The sequence below is a fragment of the Geobacillus sp. Y412MC52 genome (assembly GCF_000174795.2).
GTDB classification, from domain to species: domain Bacteria; phylum Bacillota; class Bacilli; order Bacillales; family Anoxybacillaceae; genus Geobacillus; species Geobacillus thermoleovorans.
The window spans coordinates 2,211,634-2,228,586 of sequence record NC_014915.1 but is presented as its reverse complement, the minus strand read 5'-3'; the positions used below and the strand labels follow the sequence as shown (position 1 = coordinate 2,228,586).

At 53.3% G+C, this 16,953-nt stretch carries 21 protein-coding genes; 13 read left to right on the top strand and 8 right to left on the bottom strand.

Going from position 1 to position 16,953, the window contains the following annotated elements; translation table 11 throughout:
* Positions 1–48: 48 nt before the first annotated feature.
* Both GYMC52_RS10910 and nth read left to right on the top strand, forming a co-directional pair.
* Positions 49–750: a DnaD domain-containing protein gene (locus tag GYMC52_RS10910; protein ID WP_013524112.1), complete on the top strand. Its 702-nt coding sequence runs from the start codon at positions 49–51 to the stop codon at positions 748–750.
* 103 nt (positions 751–853) lie between these two features.
* Complete coding sequence (nth, locus tag GYMC52_RS10905) at positions 854–1,525, top strand: endonuclease III (RefSeq protein ID WP_011231654.1); 672 nt, start codon at positions 854–856, stop codon at positions 1,523–1,525.
* Between the two features lie 103 nt (positions 1,526–1,628).
* Here the strand turns inward: nth and GYMC52_RS10900 are convergent, their stop codons facing one another.
* Together GYMC52_RS10900 and recU are read right to left on the bottom strand one after the other, a co-directional pair.
* The gene (locus GYMC52_RS10900) at positions 1,629–4,334 is read right to left on the bottom strand and encodes a PBP1A family penicillin-binding protein (protein WP_013524110.1); all 2,706 of its coding nucleotides are present in this window, start codon (positions 4,332–4,334) and stop codon (positions 1,629–1,631) included.
* Positions 4,335–4,367: 33 nt separating this feature from the next.
* Positions 4,368–4,970: a Holliday junction resolvase RecU gene (gene recU, locus GYMC52_RS10895; RefSeq protein WP_011231652.1), complete on the bottom strand. Its 603-nt coding sequence runs from the start codon at positions 4,968–4,970 to the stop codon at positions 4,368–4,370.
* A gap of 224 nt (positions 4,971–5,194) precedes the next feature.
* On the opposite strand from recU, the gene GYMC52_RS10890 reads away from it, so the two are divergent.
* Positions 5,195–5,437: a hypothetical protein gene (locus tag GYMC52_RS10890; RefSeq protein ID WP_013144928.1), complete on the top strand. Its 243-nt coding sequence runs from the start codon at positions 5,195–5,197 to the stop codon at positions 5,435–5,437.
* Positions 5,438–5,554: 117 nt separating this feature from the next.
* Positions 5,555–5,938 carry a YppE family protein gene (locus GYMC52_RS10885; RefSeq protein ID WP_013144929.1) on the top strand — a complete coding sequence of 128 codons (384 nt, stop codon included), beginning with the start codon at positions 5,555–5,557 and terminating at the stop codon, positions 5,936–5,938.
* Positions 5,939–6,021: 83 nt separating this feature from the next.
* Here GYMC52_RS10885 and GYMC52_RS19780 read toward each other — a convergent pair whose 3' ends face one another.
* Both GYMC52_RS19780 and GYMC52_RS10880 read right to left on the bottom strand, forming a co-directional pair.
* Entirely contained in the window at positions 6,022–6,192 is a 171-nt protein-coding gene (locus tag GYMC52_RS19780; protein WP_013144930.1) for a hypothetical protein, read from the bottom strand.
* Positions 6,193–6,311: 119 nt separating this feature from the next.
* On the bottom strand, positions 6,312–6,512 hold the full coding sequence (locus tag GYMC52_RS10880) for a YppF family protein (protein WP_011231648.1): 201 nt from the start codon (positions 6,510–6,512) through the stop codon (positions 6,312–6,314).
* 193 nt (positions 6,513–6,705) lie between these two features.
* Between GYMC52_RS10880 and GYMC52_RS10875 the strand changes: the two genes are divergently transcribed.
* Entirely contained in the window at positions 6,706–7,050 is a 345-nt protein-coding gene (locus GYMC52_RS10875; RefSeq protein ID WP_013144931.1) for a YppG family protein, read from the top strand.
* Between the two features lie 83 nt (positions 7,051–7,133).
* Here the strand turns inward: GYMC52_RS10875 and GYMC52_RS10870 are convergent, their stop codons facing one another.
* Complete coding sequence (locus GYMC52_RS10870; protein ID WP_013524109.1) at positions 7,134–7,388, bottom strand: sigma-G-dependent sporulation-specific acid-soluble spore protein CsgA; 255 nt, start codon at positions 7,386–7,388, stop codon at positions 7,134–7,136.
* On the bottom strand, positions 7,388–7,573 hold the full coding sequence (locus tag GYMC52_RS10865; protein ID WP_011231645.1) for a hypothetical protein: 186 nt from the start codon (positions 7,571–7,573) through the stop codon (positions 7,388–7,390). The genes GYMC52_RS10870 and GYMC52_RS10865 overlap by 1 nt, the downstream gene beginning before the upstream one ends.
* A 110-nt stretch (positions 7,574–7,683) precedes the next feature.
* Here GYMC52_RS10865 and GYMC52_RS19670 point away from each other — a divergent pair, with 110 nt between their 5' ends.
* Positions 7,684–7,821, top strand: coding sequence for a hypothetical protein (locus GYMC52_RS19670; RefSeq protein WP_013524108.1), 138 nt, complete (start codon positions 7,684–7,686; stop codon positions 7,819–7,821).
* Between the two features lie 115 nt (positions 7,822–7,936).
* On the opposite strand, the gene GYMC52_RS10855 is transcribed toward GYMC52_RS19670, so the two are convergent.
* The gene (locus GYMC52_RS10855; RefSeq protein ID WP_013524107.1) at positions 7,937–8,401 is read right to left on the bottom strand and encodes an Hsp20/alpha crystallin family protein; all 465 of its coding nucleotides are present in this window, start codon (positions 8,399–8,401) and stop codon (positions 7,937–7,939) included.
* A 231-nt stretch (positions 8,402–8,632) separates the two neighbouring features.
* Here GYMC52_RS10855 and GYMC52_RS20190 point away from each other — a divergent pair, with 231 nt between their 5' ends.
* From GYMC52_RS20190 to GYMC52_RS10830, 7 genes are all read left to right on the top strand, one after another.
* The gene (locus tag GYMC52_RS20190; protein WP_013524106.1) at positions 8,633–8,755 is read left to right on the top strand and encodes a hypothetical protein; all 123 of its coding nucleotides are present in this window, start codon (positions 8,633–8,635) and stop codon (positions 8,753–8,755) included.
* A gap of 170 nt (positions 8,756–8,925) precedes the next feature.
* Entirely contained in the window at positions 8,926–9,600 is a 675-nt protein-coding gene (locus GYMC52_RS10850) for a response regulator transcription factor (protein ID WP_013144934.1), read from the top strand.
* Entirely contained in the window at positions 9,597–10,994 is a 1,398-nt protein-coding gene (locus GYMC52_RS10845; protein ID WP_013524105.1) for a HAMP domain-containing sensor histidine kinase, read from the top strand. Before GYMC52_RS10850 ends, GYMC52_RS10845 begins: the two co-directional genes overlap by 4 nt.
* Positions 10,995–11,011: 17 nt before the next feature.
* Complete coding sequence (locus GYMC52_RS19775) at positions 11,012–11,167, top strand: hypothetical protein (RefSeq protein WP_011231640.1); 156 nt, start codon at positions 11,012–11,014, stop codon at positions 11,165–11,167.
* A 15-nt stretch (positions 11,168–11,182) separates the two neighbouring features.
* Positions 11,183–11,737, top strand: coding sequence for a glycerol-3-phosphate responsive antiterminator (locus GYMC52_RS10840; RefSeq protein ID WP_013524104.1), 555 nt, complete (start codon positions 11,183–11,185; stop codon positions 11,735–11,737).
* 158 nt (positions 11,738–11,895) lie between these two features.
* Positions 11,896–13,569 (top strand): glycerol-3-phosphate dehydrogenase/oxidase, encoded by a 1,674-nt coding sequence (locus GYMC52_RS10835; RefSeq protein ID WP_013524103.1) that lies wholly within the window; start codon positions 11,896–11,898, stop codon positions 13,567–13,569.
* 85 nt (positions 13,570–13,654) lie between these two features.
* Positions 13,655–15,844, top strand: coding sequence for an alpha-galactosidase (locus tag GYMC52_RS10830; RefSeq protein ID WP_013524102.1), 2,190 nt, complete (start codon positions 13,655–13,657; stop codon positions 15,842–15,844).
* A gap of 58 nt (positions 15,845–15,902) precedes the next feature.
* Here the strand turns inward: GYMC52_RS10830 and GYMC52_RS10825 are convergent, their stop codons facing one another.
* Positions 15,903–16,688, bottom strand: a complete 786-nt coding sequence (locus GYMC52_RS10825) for an EcsC family protein (RefSeq protein ID WP_013524101.1) — start codon at positions 16,686–16,688, stop codon at positions 15,903–15,905.
* Positions 16,689–16,953 lie beyond the last annotated feature (265 nt).

Below are 16,953 nucleotides of genomic sequence, written 5' to 3'. Positions count from 1 at the left end.
GGGTTTTTTCGCCGCCGTCATGTTATACTATAGTTGAGGTGCATCGGCATGGAAAAGAAAAAGGTGGCCGAATGGCTGGCGCAAGGAAGCATCGCCGTCCCGAAGCTGCTGCTTGGCCACTACAAGCAGCTTGGGTTGGGCGAGGGGGAGCTCGTCTTGCTTTTGCATATGCAGTCGTTTTTCGAAGAAGGCGTCTTGTTTCCGACGCCGGCCGAGCTGGCCGAAAGAATGACGGTCTCGGCAGCGGAATGCATGGAGATGGTGCGTCGGCTCTTGCAAAAAGGGATGATCGCGATTGAAGAGCATACGGATGAACAAGGCATTCGCAACGAAAAATATACGCTTGAACCGCTTTGGGAGAAGCTAGTGCATCATTTGTACACCCACGCGGTTCAACAGGGGGAACTCGGCCGGCAGGAGGAAGAGGAGAGCTTATACACCGTTTTTGAGCAGGAGTTTGGCCGCCCGCTCTCCCCGTTCGAGTGTGAAACGCTTGCGATGTGGATCGATCAAGACGGCCATGAGCCGGCCATCATTAAAGCGGCGCTGCGCGAAGCGGTGCTGTCGGGGAAGTTGAATTTCCGCTACATCGATCGCATCTTGTTTGAATGGAAAAAGAACGGCATTCGTACGATTGAACAGGCGCACGACTACGGCAAAAAGTTTCGCAAGCCGTCCTCCCGTTCGGCGAAACAGACGGCGGGAGAATTTAAACAGACGATCCCGTTTTTCAATTGGCTCGACTCGTAACGAGAGGCGCTGTCTCTCGTTTTTGTTTGTCCAAAAATGGCCAATCGAACCGGTAAAAGGCGTCGTTTTGTTCGGGCCAATATGGCAAGAAGGAGGAGACGAGGTGCTGACAAAGCAACAAATCCGCTACTGTTTGGATGAGATGGCCAAAATGTTTCCGGATGCGCATTGCGAGCTGGTGCACCGCAATCCGTTTGAGCTGCTGATTGCGGTTGTTTTGTCGGCGCAATGCACCGATGCGCTCGTCAACAAGGTGACGAAACGGCTGTTTGAAAAATATCGGACGCCGCACGATTATATTGCGGTGCCGCTTGAGGAGCTCGAGCAAGATATCCGCTCAATCGGCTTATATCGGAACAAAGCGCGAAACATTCAAAAGCTGTGCGCGATGTTGATTGACAAGTACAACGGCGAAGTGCCGCGCGACCGCGATGAGTTGATGAAGCTGCCGGGCGTCGGGCGGAAGACGGCGAACGTCGTTGTGTCCGTTGCGTTCGGCGTGCCGGCCATTGCGGTTGATACACACGTCGAGCGCGTCAGCAAACGGCTCGGCTTTTGCCGCTGGGACGACTCGGTTTTGGAAGTCGAAAAGACGCTGATGAAAATCATCCCAAAAGAAGAATGGTCGATCACCCACCACCGAATGATTTTTTTCGGCCGCTACCATTGCAAGGCGCAGTCTCCGCAATGTCCGTCATGTCCTCTTCTTCATTTATGCCGTGAAGGAAAAAAACGGATGCGAAAACGGGAGGAAAAAGCGGCAAATCAGAAGTGAACGGAGCCGTGAAAGGGCTTGGTGAAGAAGGGCCAGCAGCATGCCGGTCGGTCATGAAAAAACGGATGGCGCAAAAGCCATCCGTTTTTTGGGAATGCAACTGTTATGGACGGGTGCCAAGACCCGCTCCGGATCCGTTTTTTAACGGCGGGGAGACAGGCGGCGTTCCGCTGTTTGAGCCGGTGCCGCCGTTCGTACCATTCGTTTGGCCGCTGTTGTTTGTTCCTTGGTTGTTTGTTCCTTGGTTGTTTGTTCCATTCGTTTGGCCATTGTTTGGGTTGGCCCCGCCGCTGTTGCCATTTTCTTGTCCGCCGCTTGCGCCGCCGTTTTGTTCATTGTTGTTCCCCTGACCATTTTCGTTTCCGTTATTCCCGCTGTTGCCTTGATCGGTGCCGCCGTTTTGCCCGCCGTTGCCTTGGCTGTCATCCCCCGGTTGTTGTGGCGCGGGAGTTTGATCTTCTCCGCCGGGGACATGAACGCTGGCTATGGCCGGTTTGCTCATTCGTTCGCCGTCTTTTGCGTACACGGCGATTGTGTACGTCCATCCTGGCGTCGGATTGGAAATCGTGATCGAACGGTCTTTTGTGGTGATCGTATTCGTTTGACCTTGGCCATCTTTGACGCGCACCTCGAAGATCATCTCATCGGTTTGCTCATCGTATGACCACGAAACCGAGATGGCGTTCGCCGCTTGGTCGTACACAGCGGTCAACCCTTTCACCGCCGGCAGTTCTTCCGGCACGTCGTTCGCCGTCTCCGTCGGCTCAGTGCCGCGCACGAACAATTCATACGTAATTTCGCTTTCCGGCGTGTATTTGCCGGCGAGCTTCGGCGGGTTCGTGCCTTTTTTGATCGGCAGCTTGACGACGCTGTCCGGCTGCTTGAATTCCCCACTGCCGTCATCGATATGGGACATTAAGTTTTTCAACAAGTATTTCGGGATTTTTTGTTCCTCTATACTAAGCTTTGCCGTGCTGCTTCGCTTGCTGAAGCCGACCCAAATGGCCGCCGTATAGTTTGGCGTATAGCCGACAATCCAGCTGTCCGGCACATCGTCTCTTTGGAGGCCAAATTTGGCGCCGTCTTCGCCGTAGTTTGTCGTTCCTGTTTTGCCCGCGAGCTCAAGCCCTGGGACGTTAGCCAACACGCCGGTTCCGGAGCGGATGACCGTTTTCAGCACATCGGTGATCATATAAGCGGTATAGTCGTGCATCACCCGTTTCGGCTTTGGCTGCAAATCCATTTCCGTGCCGTCTGGGAAGACGATTTTCGTCACGGCATACGGCTTTGTGTAAATCCCGTTGTTGCCAAAGGCGGTGTAGGCCCCGGCCATTTGCAACGGTGACACATAGTTGGATACTCCTCCGATCGCATATGGCTCATATACTTCACTAAAGCCCATCCCAAGACGATTGGCAAACTCCATCGCCCGTTCTTTGCCGACAGCTTGGAACGTTTTTAACGCCGGGATGTTGCGTGATTTTGCCAGTGCCGTCCGCAAGGTGATCGGCCCCATATATCCCCCGCCGGCGTTGCGGATCGGCGTGCCGTTTGAATACGTGTACGGCTCGTCAACAAGAATGTGCGCTGTTGACCATTTTAAATATTCGATCGCTGGACCGTAATCCAAAATCGGTTTGATCGTCGAACCGGGCTGGCCGACCGGTTTGATGGCGTAGTTGAAGCCAAATTCGACGTGGTCGCGGTGGCGACCGCCGCCTAACGCGCGAATGGCGCCTGTTTTTGTGTCGACGACGGCGATGCCGGATTGCAAATCCTTCTTATTGGTAAAGTATTTGTCAGAGTTTAATAGCTTTTCTACGTATGTTTGAACGTCTTGGTCGAGCGTTGTATAAATTTTCAGCCCATCTTCAAAGACGTTGACGTTCGCTTTGTCGGTCACTTCTTTGATCACTTCGTCAATGAAGGCGTCATACGGCACGGAGCTTTGCGGTTTTTTCCGCTCAGCGAGCATCGACTGGATCGGCACTTGTTTCGCTTTTTCCGCTTCTTCCAGGCTGATAAAGCCATGTTTCGCCATGAGCGACAATACGGTATCGCGCCGTTTTTTCGCCGCCTCTGGATGGTCATACGGATTATACCGGTTTGGACTTTGCGGCATGCCGGCGAGCAAGGCCGCTTCCGGAAGAGTGAGCTTTTTCAAGTCTGTCTTGCCAAAATAATATTCGGCGGCGCGAGCGACGCCATAAATGCCGTCTGAATAATAAATTTTGTTCAAATACATTTCCAAAATTTCATGCTTCGAATATTTTTGTTCAAGCTGCAGCGCGAGCCATGCCTCTTGCGCTTTTCGCTTCAACGTTTTTTCTGGTGACAAAAACGTCATTTTGACGACTTGCTGGGTGATCGTGCTGCCGCCTTCTGCACCAAATCCTTCCTTGATGTTGGCGAGGACGGCGCCAGCCAAGCGGACGACATCGATGCCGTGATGTTCATAAAAGCGGGCGTCTTCCGTTGCCAGCACGGCATCTTCAAGCACTTTGGGCACGTCTTTATACGAAATGTACGTCCGCTTGTAGCCGCCAAGTTCGGCGACTTTCTTCCCATTCATATCGCACACGATGGAAGAGAGCGGGTCTTTAATTTTCGCCTCATCAAGCGGGGGAGCGTCCTTGACGAAGTAGGCGACCGCCGCCACGCCGCCGACAGCGGCGATCACGATGATGAACAATATCGCAATGGCGACTGTTTTCAGCCACGCGATCCCTTTTTTCGTTTTCGCTTTCTTCTGTTTCGTTTGTTTCGCTGCCTGCTTTCGTTCTACGCGAGAACGATATTCACCAGACATAAGCAAATCCTGCCTTTCTTACAAGTTTTCACTTCAACGGGTGAAGTACACGTTGTCTACTACACTAATATAATCAATTCTCGGCTGGTAGCCAAGCGGAATGGAATGTCCATGCCGTTCGATCTCTTGTTTCGGAATCGACTTTCGTCCGCCGGCTTCCTGTTTGTTCCACCAAGCGATCAAATGAGAGGCGTCAAGCAAATACGTTTCATTGAGCAAAGAAAAACGCAAAATCGCAAAACAAATGCCGCCGTGGGCGACGACTTGCTCCATATGGCGGATTTGATGAGCGTGGAAATTTTTCAGCGGAAACGCCGTTTTGTTTTTTGTCTCTTTCGCCTCAAAGTCGATGTACTTGCCGCGGTACACACCGTTGTAGTCGGTCGTCGACGCTTGCCGGAAGTAGGCTTCGGTAATGACGGCGGCGCTCCGTTTCGGATAGTCGACGCGCACGATTTGCACCGGGGTCGGCTTTTTATGGATGACAGCGATGCCGCGTTCCCGGTAATATTCATTCGTCGCGTTTAAGTCGTCTTCGAGCGTCATGCCGCGATTGGCATAATCGGCCGCCGGCCGGCGCGCGGCGTTCGGCTTGTTTCCGCGATACTCTTTTCCGCTCGGGTATTTGAGTGCCATCGCGTTCATCTCCTTTGAATGGTTTTTATTATACCATACGCTCCGGTCATATGCGCTCTTTTTCTTTTCCTCCTTTCGACTGAAGGCAAGCGAAGGAGGTCAATGTCGAATGGCGGCTGCTTGCCACTTTCTTTGCCGAATTCGTTCTACTTTTGTCGCCGCAGCAGGAGTCGTCCTTCCCGCCGCGAATGGAATATCATCATGCGAGAAATGGGGGAGAGGGAATGGAAAAACGGCTCGTGAAAAAAGAGGAGATCGAAAAGCAGCTGCAGGAAATTGTTGCACTCATCGAGCAGGTCGATGCGAAAATGGAAAAAGTGATCGCCGATGTCATCGAAGAGCGTTATGCGCAAAATCAAGCGCAGCTCGGGCGCCTTGAAGGGCAGATCGCCGGCGTGGAACAGCGGCTTGAGAAGGAGAAGCAGAGCGCTGCACTTCCACTTTCGTCGAAATTGTATTTCGTGTAAGCCGGCCGATATGGTATCATCAAACAGAAGCGCATCGCGGCAAAACGCATCCGTTCTCCGGGCCATAGGGCACATGGGCAAACCGGATTTGCCGGCATGGATAAAGGAGGAGGCGCCATGGAAAAAGAGCTTAAGGCGTTGACGAAGCGGCTGCAACAATACAACGAACAGTTGCTTTTGATCGCCCGGCGCGCCCGCGAGCGGAACGAGGAGCCGGATTTTTTTGGCGACGTGAAACCGATGGCCGAAGAGGTGCAGGCCGTTGCCGAACGGTGGAAGGACGCCGCTTCCCGCTGGGTCCGCCATGCGCGGCCGAAATATGTCCATGAGCGGCAAATTGAGGCCGCCGCCGACCATATGGCGAAGCTGTGCGTTGAGGCATTTTATCCATCCGTTCCTGAGCGCCGCATCAAGCAATACAGCCAGGCCGTCGCTTATACGCTGGCGCTTGTCAAGGAACGGCTTGACGACACGAGCGAAGCAGGCAAGGAGAGGCTTTGACGGGGCAGGAGAAAGCGGCCGCACGGAAAAAGGGGGGCTGATCCAAAACGCGAGTGCGTTTTGGGTCAGCCCCCTTTTTTGTTTTATGTGTCTTTGCCTGTTGTGATCGAGACAGGGCCGCCTTCTGCAGTAGCGACGGTGTTGATCTCGTATTCGACCCGCTCCGTATGCTTGGGCGGCGCTGGTTTTCCATGTTTCGGCTTTTCATGGTCATGGCCTTTCAATTTATGGTTAAAGTGGACGCCTCGACCCATCGCCAATCCCCCCTTGTACGACAATTCCTCTTGCCTCTTTAGGGTGGGAAGAAACATCGTTTTTTATGCGTCTTGAGGAACAGGGGCAAAAAAAAGAAGGGAAAAGCTCCCTCATCGTCCTACAGCCCAGCGTATTCCCCTGCTTCATCCGGCTGAGAGGCGCCGGCTTTTTCGAGCTCACGCACGAGATCGCGGTACTCGGCGAGCGAAATTTCCCCGCGCAAATACAGACGGCGGGCAAAATCAAGCAGTTCGTTCGCCTCAGCCGGTTCGCAATGTTTGACCGCCATAAACTTATGCTTTAACTCCGTCACGTTCATTGATGCTTTTCCCCCTTCCCCCTTTTTTACATCGTACCATGAAAATAGGAAGAAAGAATGATTTCGGAAAATTAAAACTTCCGACAAGAGGTGACATGTCCGCACACGTCGTCAGGCGTTTGCACATATACTAGTGGCAGCTCGCCTCCTTAGCCTAGGGGGAATCGATTATCAAACATGGGGGAGAGGAGACATGCACCGTTATCCGCGCCCAGTTTCGCCGCCGGTTTATGGACCATACGGCTCAGGCGGCCATTATAGTCCTTATTTTCACTATGGGGTTTCATCCTTCCCATCGGCGCCGGTTCACTGGCCTCATCTTCCGTCCGGCCATGCCGCGCCTCCCTCGTATCCGATGCCGTATCCAAAGCCAGGACCGCTTTTGCCGCCGCCGCGCCCGTCGTTTCTCGCCCAGTTTAAAAACAGCGACGGAACGTACGATATCAACAAAATGATGAGTACCGTGGGGCAAATGATCAATACGGTCAATCAAGTGAATGGCGTGTTGAAAGGATTGCTCGGTACGTTTAAAAAATGAAACCGCGTCATGGCGCGACGGTCAAGCGCGCTTGAAAAAGGGAAACCGCTCCGCCGTTTGCACGGGGAGCGGTTTTCACGTTGTCAAATGAGCAACTCATACACTTCATTGAGCTGATACACGCGCTTATAATCGCGCTCATCCATCGCATAGCGGATTTCATGGGGCAAAATGCGGTCCAAAAAGGCGCTTTCTTCTTGCGTCAAGTCGCGGACAAATTCCCCTTCGCCTCGGTATGGTTTGCTGATCAGTTTTTTGTAAATGCGTTTTGGGGTGTCGCCGTGGTGATCCAAATAGTTGGACAGCACTTCGCGCAAGTAAGCGAGTGTTTGTTCCATCATCGTCCGCCCCCTTCAAAAAAAGAGACAAACTCTTTGCTTGTGTTTGTGCGGCCTTGGACGTACGGATTTTCTTCCGTCACGCGGTCCGGGTCGAGGTTTGTTTTGATGACAAGCATCGGCTCATCCGACGGCTCGTTGATCAGTCGGTCGTTCAATTGTTTGAAATCAGGCAGTTTCGCCATTCGTTTTGCACCTCCTATCAGTAGCGTAGCTTGTCAGCCGAGAAAGTATGTATGCATCGTTTTGGCCGCGGCAAGGCAAGCAAATGGCAAACAATAAGGGGGTGATAGCGGTGACAGACTGCAACGACAACTGGAAGCGGAAAAACAAATACACGAACAACCGTGAGGAAATCGCCAATGAATGGGTGATCAAAAAAGGAACGCCGGAAGAGGGCGAACGTTCCGGAAATTCACTCCATAAACAATAGAAGATGGACAAGAAACAAGCCGCTCCCCATGCAGGGAACGGCTTGTTTCACGCCCAAGCGCGGCGCTGGCCGTTGCCAAAATGGTTTTTGAACGCATACACAGGCTGGATCGTCTTCAATCGATATCGATATATTTCCGTTTTTGCGGCAGCTGGATGGTGAGCGTCCCATTTTGAAACGAGGCTTTCACCTCATGCTCAGCGACTGGATACGGAAACGGAATCAGCCGCGCCACCCGCCGCTGTGCGTGGCGGCGTTCGTATACATGGCCATGGCTGTCTGACGATTCAATCCATTCATGATGGTCGATGATCAGCTGCAGCCCATCTTCCTGCCATTGCAAGCTGATTTGTTCCCTTTTGATGTCAGGCAGCCGGACAATGATTTGGTAATCGTGCTTCGTCTCTTTCACCTCGATCGGAATGTACGCGGCAACAAACGTTTGTGCGAAATAGTCATCGAGCGTTTCAAACAGTTTTTGCAGCGGCCGTTCATCAAACCATTGATTCATCATTTTCCGCAAATGATGGAACGGGTGATGGCCTCCCCCATTGGCTGGTGGTTGAAACGATTCATTCATTGCGCTTCCCTCCCTTTTTTCAAAACAGCGAAATGACTCTGTCGGGACGCTGCCGATTGGCAAGGCGATTCACTGTCAATGTATGTACGGAGCGAAAAAAAAGCTACTCCGTACTTTTTTAGGGAGTTTTCATCTTGTTTTAACCCAGATGGAATATAATGACACCACCATCCATGAGATGCACATCAATAACGCTGTCGGTTGCCCGGCGGCGGGAGGAGGGATGGCGCGATGCATTGGGTTCATTGGCTGGTGACATTGTTTTTTTCTGGAACAGCCGTGTCGCTTCTTTCTTATCAAGCGTTGGAAATCGTTCAAGCCATTGTTGATTGGATCGTTGACCGCCATTCATAAACAGCTGCCTGCGCCGCTTTTTGCCGGTTCATTTTTGAGGGCGTCCCTAACAGGCGCCCCATTCCTTTTTTGACTGCTGGCTGCCCGTTGGCGGTGGACGATTTGTTGTGTATAGTTAAAGATGTATAAAGGTGGAAGCAGCAACAGCCGCAAGAGAGGAGGAGCAACTGATGAACGGACGTATTTTATTGATTGAAGATGAAGCCGGGCTCGCCCGGTTTTTGGAGCTTGACTTAAAGCACGAAGGCTTTGACGTGCATGTATGCGCCGATGGACGCGAAGGGCTCGAGCTCGCTCTTTCGGAGCAGTGGGATCTCATTTTGCTTGATGTGATGCTGCCTAGTCTCAATGGCATGGAAGTATGCCGCCGCATCCGGGCGGCGAAATCGACGCCGATCATGATGATCACAGCGCGCGACAGCGTGTTTGACCGCGTCATGGGGCTCGATAACGGGGCCGATGACTACATCGTCAAACCGTTTGCCATTGAAGAGCTGCTCGCCCGCATCCGCGCCTTGTTCCGCCGCGTTCATCCAGAAGCGAACGCCCAAGTGTTGACGTTTAAAGATTTAGTCGTTGACGTGCAGGCGCGCACCGTGAAAAAAGGAGACGAATTTATTGAGCTGACGAAGCGGGAATACGACTTGCTCGTCGCCTTTATGCAAAACATCAATGTCGTCTTGACGCGTGATGCGCTGCTTGACAAAGTGTGGGGATTTGACGCCGAAGTCGAGACGAACGTCGTCGATGTGTATGTCCGCTACTTGCGGCAAAAGCTTGACGAACACGATAAAGAGCGGTATATCCAAACGGTGCGCGGCACGGGATATGTGATGCGGCCATGAAGAGGGAGGCGATTCGCCGGCTTTCGCTGAAAGGGAAGCTGACCGTTTTGTCGGCCGGGGCGATTTTCGTTACGTATTTTGTGTTTACGTTTTTGCAATACCATATGGTCAAACAATGGCTGCTGAAGGAAGAAGAAAAAACGATGGAACAAACGGTGGCGGAAATTGAAACATATTACGCGGAAAAACGTAATCTATCGTGGGAGGAAATTCGCCGCAGCCGCGCGTTTTTAGAAAGGTTGAATGAACGATACCAACTCATTCGCGTCACGGATGAGAAAGGAAACGTCATCGTCTCCGTTTCGAATGGGGCAGCGGTGTCGCTATCGCCGAGCGAGATGCCCGACAAGCGGAAAATGGATGAGCATTTCATCAACAATGAACGGTTTTTGCTGCTCCGTCAGCCGCTTCATATCGGCAACTTGCATGGAACGATCGAAATCGCCCGTCGGCTGGCGAGGTTTCAACAGGTGACCAACACGCTCTTTCTCATCATGACGGCGATCGGCTTTTTGGCCATGGCGGCAAGCGCTGTCGCCGGCCGATTCGTGGCGCAAAGCTTCGTCCGGCCGTTGCAAACGCTGGCCAAAACGATGGCGGACATTCAAAACAACGGGCTGAAACGGCGCATTGATGTGCCTCCGGCGCGCGATGAAATCGCGGAACTGATGGTGATGTTCAACGGCATGATGGATGAAATTGAGCGGTCGTTCGCCATGCAGCGGCAATTTGTCGAGGATGCGTCCCATGAACTGCGCACGCCGCTCGCCATTTTGCAAGGCCATCTTTCGTTGCTGCAGCGATGGGGAAAGCACAATCCAGAGATTTTAGAAGAATCGCTCGAGGCGGCGGTGAAAGAAGCGGAGCGGCTGAAGCGGCTCGTTCTCGAGCTTCTTGACTTGTCGCGCGCCGAGGCGATCACGGTGCCGGATGAGGTGGCGCCGATGGATGCCGCGGCGGCTGTCGGACAAGTCGTCAAAAATTTCCGCGTCTTGCACCCGGATTTCCAATTTCTGATTGACCAGCCGGATAAGCCGATTGCGCGCGCGGCGATGGCGAAACATCATTTTGAACAATTGCTGTTCATTTTGCTTGACAATGCGGTAAAATATTCTCAGCGAGTGAAACAAATCGCGATTTCCTTGCGCGAGGAAGGGCCGTTTGTCATCGTGTCCATCCGTGATTATGGCATTGGCATCCCAAAAGAGGAGCTGAAAAACGTCTTTTTGCGCTTTTACCGCGTCGACAAGGCGCGCAGCCGCGAACAAGGCGGCGCCGGGCTCGGCCTTTCGATTGCCAAGGAGATCATCGATAAGTACGGCGGGCAAATTGCGTTGGAAAGCGAAGTTGGGAAAGGAACGACGGTGGAGCTCGCCATTCCGAAAGCGGAATAGGAGAGGAGCGTGAGGCAATGGGACATCCCCATGAGGAAGAGGCGGCAAGCAAAAAAGTGATTCATCACCTCGTTGAAAAATTCCGCAAGCGCGGGGTGAAAATCGCGACATGCAAACCGCGGACGATGATGTCACTGTCATGCTTAGATGAGATCGACAAAATGAGAGGATGAATCGAAGAAAAGAAAATGGAAGCGAAACAGCGCATCATTCCGGCCATTAAAACGATGAAGCAATTTGACGCCTTTTTGTCAAGCGGTTACACGGTCGGCGTGTTGCTTGAGGTGCATATTGCCCAGTTAAAAAGCATCTTTGCCTATGCGCGCCGGCATGGCAAGGAGTTGATCGTTCACGTCGACTTGGTGCAAGGGCTGAGTCATGATGAACATGCGGCGGAATACCTTTGCCAAGAGTTCCGCCCTCATGGCCTCATTTCCACGAAAGCGGGCGTCATTATGAAGGCGCGTCAAAAACGCGTCTTGGCCGTGCAACGCATCTTTTTGCTCGATTCCCACGCTTTAGAGAAAAGCTACCAGCTGATCGCCAAAACGAATCCGGATTGCATTGAAGTCATCCCGGGCGCCATGCCGCACATCATCCGCGAAGTGAAAGAACGGACCGGAAAACCGATTTACGCCGGTGGGCTCATCCGCACGGTCGATGATGTCGAGCGGGCGCTTGCAGCTGGGGCGGCGGCGGTGACCACGTCAAACGAAACATTATGGCGCCACTACAATGGATAATGCGTTGAGCTGGTCAAATCGGCCGCAGTCTGCTACAATAAAGGTAACAAGTTAATCATCAGTCAGGAGACAGGGAGAGACCATGCATGCATGGTAGGCGAAAGGCTTATCGTGTTTGCAATGGTCTCTTTTTGTCTTTTTCAAAGGAGGAATCACGCATGGCGTTCTCAAGCAAACATCGGAGCGATGTTCTTCAAGCGATGAGCGAAAAACAATATGATCTTCTGATCATCGGTGGAGGGATCACCGGCTCTGGCATCGCCCTTGATGCCATCTCCCGCGGCATGACGGTCGCGCTTGTCGAGATGCAAGATTTTGCCGCCGGCACGTCAAGCCGGTCGACGAAGCTCGTTCACGGCGGCTTGCGCTACTTGAAGCAGTTCGAGGTGAAGCTTGTCGCGGAAGTCGGGCGCGAACGGGCGATTGTGTATGAAAACGGCCCGCACGTCACCACACCGGAGTGGATGCTGCTGCCCATTTACCGCGGCGGGACGTTCGGCAAATGGAGCACGTCGATCGGCCTTTGGCTGTATGACCGGCTGGCTGGCGTCAAGCAAAGCGAGCGGCGCACGATGCTTAATGCCCGGCAGACGTTGGAAAAAGAGCCGCTCTTAAAGCGCGACGGCCTGATCGGCGGCGGCTATTACGTCGAGTATCGGACCGACGATGCCCGCTTGACGATCGAAGTGATCAAAAAAGCGGTCGAGCTTGGCGCCGACGCCGTCAACTACGTAAAAGCCGAACAGTTTTTGTATGACGAGCGCGGCCGCGCGATCGGCGCCCGCTGCCGCGACATGCTCGGCGGCCTCTTGTATGACATCCGCGCCAAAAAAGTCGTCAATGCCGCCGGACCGTGGGTGGATGCGCTGCGCGACAAAGACGGATCGAAAACCGGCAAGCGGCTTCGGCTGACAAAAGGCGTCCATATCGTCATCGATCAAAAGCGTTTTCCGCTCAAGCAGGCGGTCTATTTTGACACCCCGGACGGCCGGATGGTGTTTGCCATTCCGCGGGATGGGAAAACGTATGTCGGCACGACCGATACATTTTATGACGATGACCCCGCTCATCCGGCCATGACCGAAGAAGACCGTGATTACTTATTGCAGGCGATTCACTACATGTTCCCGTCCGTCGGCGTCACTGCCGACGATGTCGAGTCGAGCTGGGCTGGCGTCCGTCCGCTCATTTATGAAGAAGGGAAAGACCCGTCGGAAATTTCCCGCAAAGACGAAATTTGGACATCGCCATCCGGCCTCATTACGATCGCCGGCGGCAAACTGACCGGCTACCGGAAAATGGCCGAGACCGTCGTCGATCTTGTCGCCAAGCAGCTGGAGAAAGAAGAAGGAAAAGCGTTCGGACCGTGTCGAACGAAACAATTGCCGATCTCCGGCGGCGATGTCGGCGGCTCGCACCGCCTCCCTGCCTTCATCGCCGAAAAAGCGGAAGAAGCGGTGCGCTATGGATTGACGAAAGAAGCGGGAGCGCGGCTGGCGAGACAATACGGCACAAATGTCGACCGGCTGTTTGCTTTAAGCCAGCAATACGACCGTTCATCCGGTCTGACGCGTGAAACGTTCATCCGCCTCGTCTACGCCATTGAGGAAGAAATGGCGGCCAAACCAGTCGACTACTTCATCCGCCGCACCGGAGCGCTGTTGTTTGATATTGATTCTGTCCGGCGTGAGAAAGAGGAGGTCATGGCGTTTATGGCGCGGTATTTGGGGTGGACGGGGGAAGAGCGGGACGTGTATGAGAAAGAACTCGACAAGGAACTGCGGCGTGCGGTGTTGGGGAGGAGCGGAGTGAATGATCCTTTGAAGGAATGAGCGCCTGAATCGAGGCGCTTTTTTTTGATGGATTTTTTCGTAAAAATTAAGTAAAATTTAAACAAAAACAAAGCGGGGGAAGAGAATGTCAGTTGCATACAATCCACAAACGAAGCAGTTTCATTTGCGGGCGGGCAAGGCAAGCTACGTGATGCAGCTTTTCCGCTCCGGCTATTTGGCGCATGTCTATTGGGGAAAAGCGGTGCGCGATGTTCGCGGCGCGCGGGCATTTCCGAGGCTGGACCGCGCGTTTTCCCCCAATCCCGACCCATCCGACCGCACGTTTTCGCTCGATACGCTGCCGCAAGAATATCCAGCCTATGGGAATACCGATTTTCGTTCTCCGGCGTATCAAGTGCAGCTTGAGAACGGCTCGACCGTGACCGATTTGCGCTACAAAACGCACCGCATTTACAAAGGGAAGCCTAGACTTAACGGGCTGCCGGCGACATACGTGGAGCATGAACCGGAAGCGGAGACGCTCGAAATTGTCCTTGGAGATGCGCTGATCGGCCTAGAGGTAACGTTGCAGTATACAGCGTATGAAAAATGGAACGTCATCACGCGTTCAGCCCGTTTTGAAAACAAAGGCGGCGAGCGGTTGAAGCTGCTGCGCGCGCTCAGTATGAGCGTCGATTTCCCAACTGCTGACTATGATTGGATCCATCTCCCCGGAGCGTGGGGGCGGGAACGCTGGATCGAGCGGCGCCCGCTTGTGACCGGCGTGCAGGCGGCGGAAAGCCGCCGCGGCGCGAGCAGCCACCAACAAAACCCATTTATCGCGCTCGCCGCCAAAAACGCCGATGAACACCAAGGCGAAGTGTACGGGTTCAGCTTTGTGTACAGCGGCAATTTTCTCGCCCAAGTCGAGGTGGACCAGTTCCGCACTGCCCGCGTCTCGATGGGGATCAACCCGTTTGATTTCACATGGCTGCTTCAGCCGGGTGAGTCGTTCCAAACACCGGAAGTGGTCATGGTCTACTCCGACCAAGGGTTGAACGGGATGTCGCAAACCTACCACGAACTGTACCGCACCCGCCTGGCGCGCGGCGCATTCCGCGACCGCGAACGCCCGATCTTGATCAATAACTGGGAAGCAACGTATTTTGACTTCAATGAAGAAAAGATAATGGATATCGCCCGAACGGCAGCGGAGCTTGGCATCGAACTGGTTGTGCTTGACGACGGCTGGTTTGGCGAGCGCGATGACGACCGCCGGTCGCTCGGCGATTGGATCGTCAACCGGCGCAAGCTTCCGAACGGCTTGAACGGGCTGGCAAAACAAGTAAACGAACTTGGACTCCAGTTCGGCTTATGGGTCGAACCGGAAATGGTGTCGCCAAACAGCGAACTGTACCGGAAACACCCCGACTGGTGTCTGCATGTGCCGAACCGCCCGCGTTCGGAAGGGCGGAATCAGCTTGTGCTCGATTATTCCCGCGAAGACGTTTGCGACTATATCATCGAGACGATCTCGAACGTCCTCGCAAGCGCGCCGATCACGTACGTGAAATGGGATATGAACCGCCATATGACGGAAATCGGCTCCTCCGCCCTGCCGCCTGAGCGCCAGCGCGAAACGGCGCACCGCTATATGCTTGGGCTGTACCGCGTCATGGACGAGATCACCTCGCGCTTTCCGCACATTTTGTTTGAAAGCTGTTCGGGAGGCGGGGGGCGGTTTGACCCGGGGATGCTGTATTATATGCCGCAAACGTGGACGAGCGACAATACCGATGCCGTCTCACGCCTGAAAATTCAATACGGCACGAGCCTCGTCTATCCGATTAGTGCGATGGGCGCCCACGTCTCGGCGGTGCCGAACCACCAAGTCGGGCGGGTGACGTCGCTCAAGACGCGCGGCCATGTCGCGATGTCAGGCAACTTCGGCTATGAGCTCGATATCACGAAATTGACGGAAACAGAAAAACAAATGATGAAGCAACAAGTCGCGTTTTACAAGGACGTGCGCCGCCTCGTCCAGTTCGGTACGTTCTATCGGTTGTTAAGCCCATTTGAGGGCAATGAAGCAGCATGGATGTTCGTCTCTGCCGACCGCTCGGAAGCGCTCGTCGCCTACTTCCGCGTTCTGGCCGAAGCGAACGCGCCGCTGTCATACCTGCGCTTAAAAGGGCTTGACCCGAATCAAGACTACGAAATCGAGGGCCTTGGCGTTTACGGCGGCGACGAGCTGATGTATGCCGGAGTGGCCTTGCCGTACCGCTCTGGCGATTTTATCAGCATGATGTGGCGATTGAAAGCTGTTCAACGATAAGAAGGGATGCTGTCGCTCGAGCCTATGCACCAGTCATAAACGAATTGAACCCGGTGTCTTAGATGCCGGGTTCAAACTGTTTGAGCTTCTCGATGATGCGACGCTTCCGATAGAGCATCTTCCCGGTTTCGGCGATGTCTTCCATAAACGATTTGTTAAACAGTGAACCGAAAATGACACCGATGATCGGAACGGCTTGAAACAGCTTTTTCCACCCGTATTGGTCGCGGAACGTCATCATCACTTCCCGCCAGCCTTGCAGTTCGGAAAAGACGCGCCCGCGTTCATTGGAGAACGACGAAAGCTCGTCCAAAATCGCTTTTTTCCCGACGATGTCCGCCGCGGCAAACTGCAGGCATTTGACGACAAACACGCGCTCCTCTTTTTCCTTCGGGTCATATCCGTACACGATGGCGATCTCTTGCAGCGTTTTCAGCGCTAAGCCGAGAAGCGCTGGAATGTCTACCGCCAACGTCAGCGCCCCGCCAATTCCAGTTGCCGCCCCTTGCAGCTGGGCGAACGTGACGCGCGCATCGATCAACTCATCGCAGACGCGGTCCATCGTCTCAAGCGGCAAGTGCGGCACTTCGGCAAGCGACGATACGCCAAGCTTGTCCAATACCTTTCCTTCATTCACCAAGTATTGCCCGCCGCTTTGAATATAGCTGCCCAATTCATCAAGCAGCTGCCCGAGTTTTCGATGGACGACTTTTGGCGTCAGCTTATCGAGCACTTGAAACGGCAAGCGGCCGAGCTTTTCCCAAAACCATAGGTCTTTTTGGGAGTGTTCCCAGTGGGTGATGGTTTGGAGTTCTTGTTTTAGTGATTTTACTGTATCCTTCATAAATTTGTCCTCCGAACATTGTTGAATCACTTGTTCTTAGGTTGAGGATTAGGTGCATTTTTTATACATTTATAAATTATGAAGAAGGGCTTATTAATAAGGGTTATACTAAAAACTGAATCCTGTTTTTATCTACTCTGAAAATACCTAAACTCCTAAATGCACCAATTCACGATATTCGACAGAAAAATATTTTTATCCTGCCAATGACGACGAAATTTTTCCGTCGTGAGAGTCTATATAGACGTGTAATTTGGTTATTCTT

What these genes read in the sequence shown, in the direction of transcription:
- GYMC52_RS10845 (WP_013524105.1), top strand. Translation starts at nt 9,597, where the DNA reads ATGAAGAGGGAGGCGATTCGCCGGCTTTCGCTGAAAGGGAAGCTGACC.
- GYMC52_RS10910 (WP_013524112.1), top strand. Translation starts at nt 49, where the DNA reads ATGGAAAAGAAAAAGGTGGCCGAATGGCTGGCGCAAGGAAGCATCGCC.
- GYMC52_RS10840 (WP_013524104.1), top strand. Translation starts at nt 11,183, where the DNA reads ATGGAAGCGAAACAGCGCATCATTCCGGCCATTAAAACGATGAAGCAA.
- GYMC52_RS10890 (WP_013144928.1), top strand. Translation starts at nt 5,195, where the DNA reads ATGGAAAAACGGCTCGTGAAAAAAGAGGAGATCGAAAAGCAGCTGCAG.
- GYMC52_RS10880 (WP_011231648.1), bottom strand. Translation starts at nt 6,512, where the DNA reads ATGAACGTGACGGAGTTAAAGCATAAGTTTATGGCGGTCAAACATTGC.
- recU (WP_011231652.1), bottom strand. Translation starts at nt 4,970, where the DNA reads ATGGCACTCAAATACCCGAGCGGAAAAGAGTATCGCGGAAACAAGCCG.
- GYMC52_RS10865 (WP_011231645.1), bottom strand. Translation starts at nt 7,573, where the DNA reads ATGGCGAAACTGCCTGATTTCAAACAATTGAACGACCGACTGATCAAC.
- GYMC52_RS10855 (WP_013524107.1), bottom strand. Translation starts at nt 8,401, where the DNA reads ATGAATGAATCGTTTCAACCACCAGCCAATGGGGGAGGCCATCACCCG.
- GYMC52_RS19775 (WP_011231640.1), top strand. Translation starts at nt 11,012, where the DNA reads ATGGGACATCCCCATGAGGAAGAGGCGGCAAGCAAAAAAGTGATTCAT.
- GYMC52_RS10875 (WP_013144931.1), top strand. Translation starts at nt 6,706, where the DNA reads ATGCACCGTTATCCGCGCCCAGTTTCGCCGCCGGTTTATGGACCATAC.
- GYMC52_RS10900 (WP_013524110.1), bottom strand. Translation starts at nt 4,334, where the DNA reads ATGTCTGGTGAATATCGTTCTCGCGTAGAACGAAAGCAGGCAGCGAAA.
- GYMC52_RS10825 (WP_013524101.1), bottom strand. Translation starts at nt 16,688, where the DNA reads ATGAAGGATACAGTAAAATCACTAAAACAAGAACTCCAAACCATCACC.
- GYMC52_RS10885 (WP_013144929.1), top strand. Translation starts at nt 5,555, where the DNA reads ATGGAAAAAGAGCTTAAGGCGTTGACGAAGCGGCTGCAACAATACAAC.
- GYMC52_RS10835 (WP_013524103.1), top strand. Translation starts at nt 11,896, where the DNA reads ATGGCGTTCTCAAGCAAACATCGGAGCGATGTTCTTCAAGCGATGAGC.
- GYMC52_RS20190 (WP_013524106.1), top strand. Translation starts at nt 8,633, where the DNA reads ATGCATTGGGTTCATTGGCTGGTGACATTGTTTTTTTCTGGAACAGCC.
- GYMC52_RS19780 (WP_013144930.1), bottom strand. Translation starts at nt 6,192, where the DNA reads ATGGGTCGAGGCGTCCACTTTAACCATAAATTGAAAGGCCATGACCAT.
- GYMC52_RS10850 (WP_013144934.1), top strand. Translation starts at nt 8,926, where the DNA reads ATGAACGGACGTATTTTATTGATTGAAGATGAAGCCGGGCTCGCCCGG.
- GYMC52_RS10830 (WP_013524102.1), top strand. Translation starts at nt 13,655, where the DNA reads ATGTCAGTTGCATACAATCCACAAACGAAGCAGTTTCATTTGCGGGCG.
- GYMC52_RS10870 (WP_013524109.1), bottom strand. Translation starts at nt 7,388, where the DNA reads ATGGAACAAACACTCGCTTACTTGCGCGAAGTGCTGTCCAACTATTTG.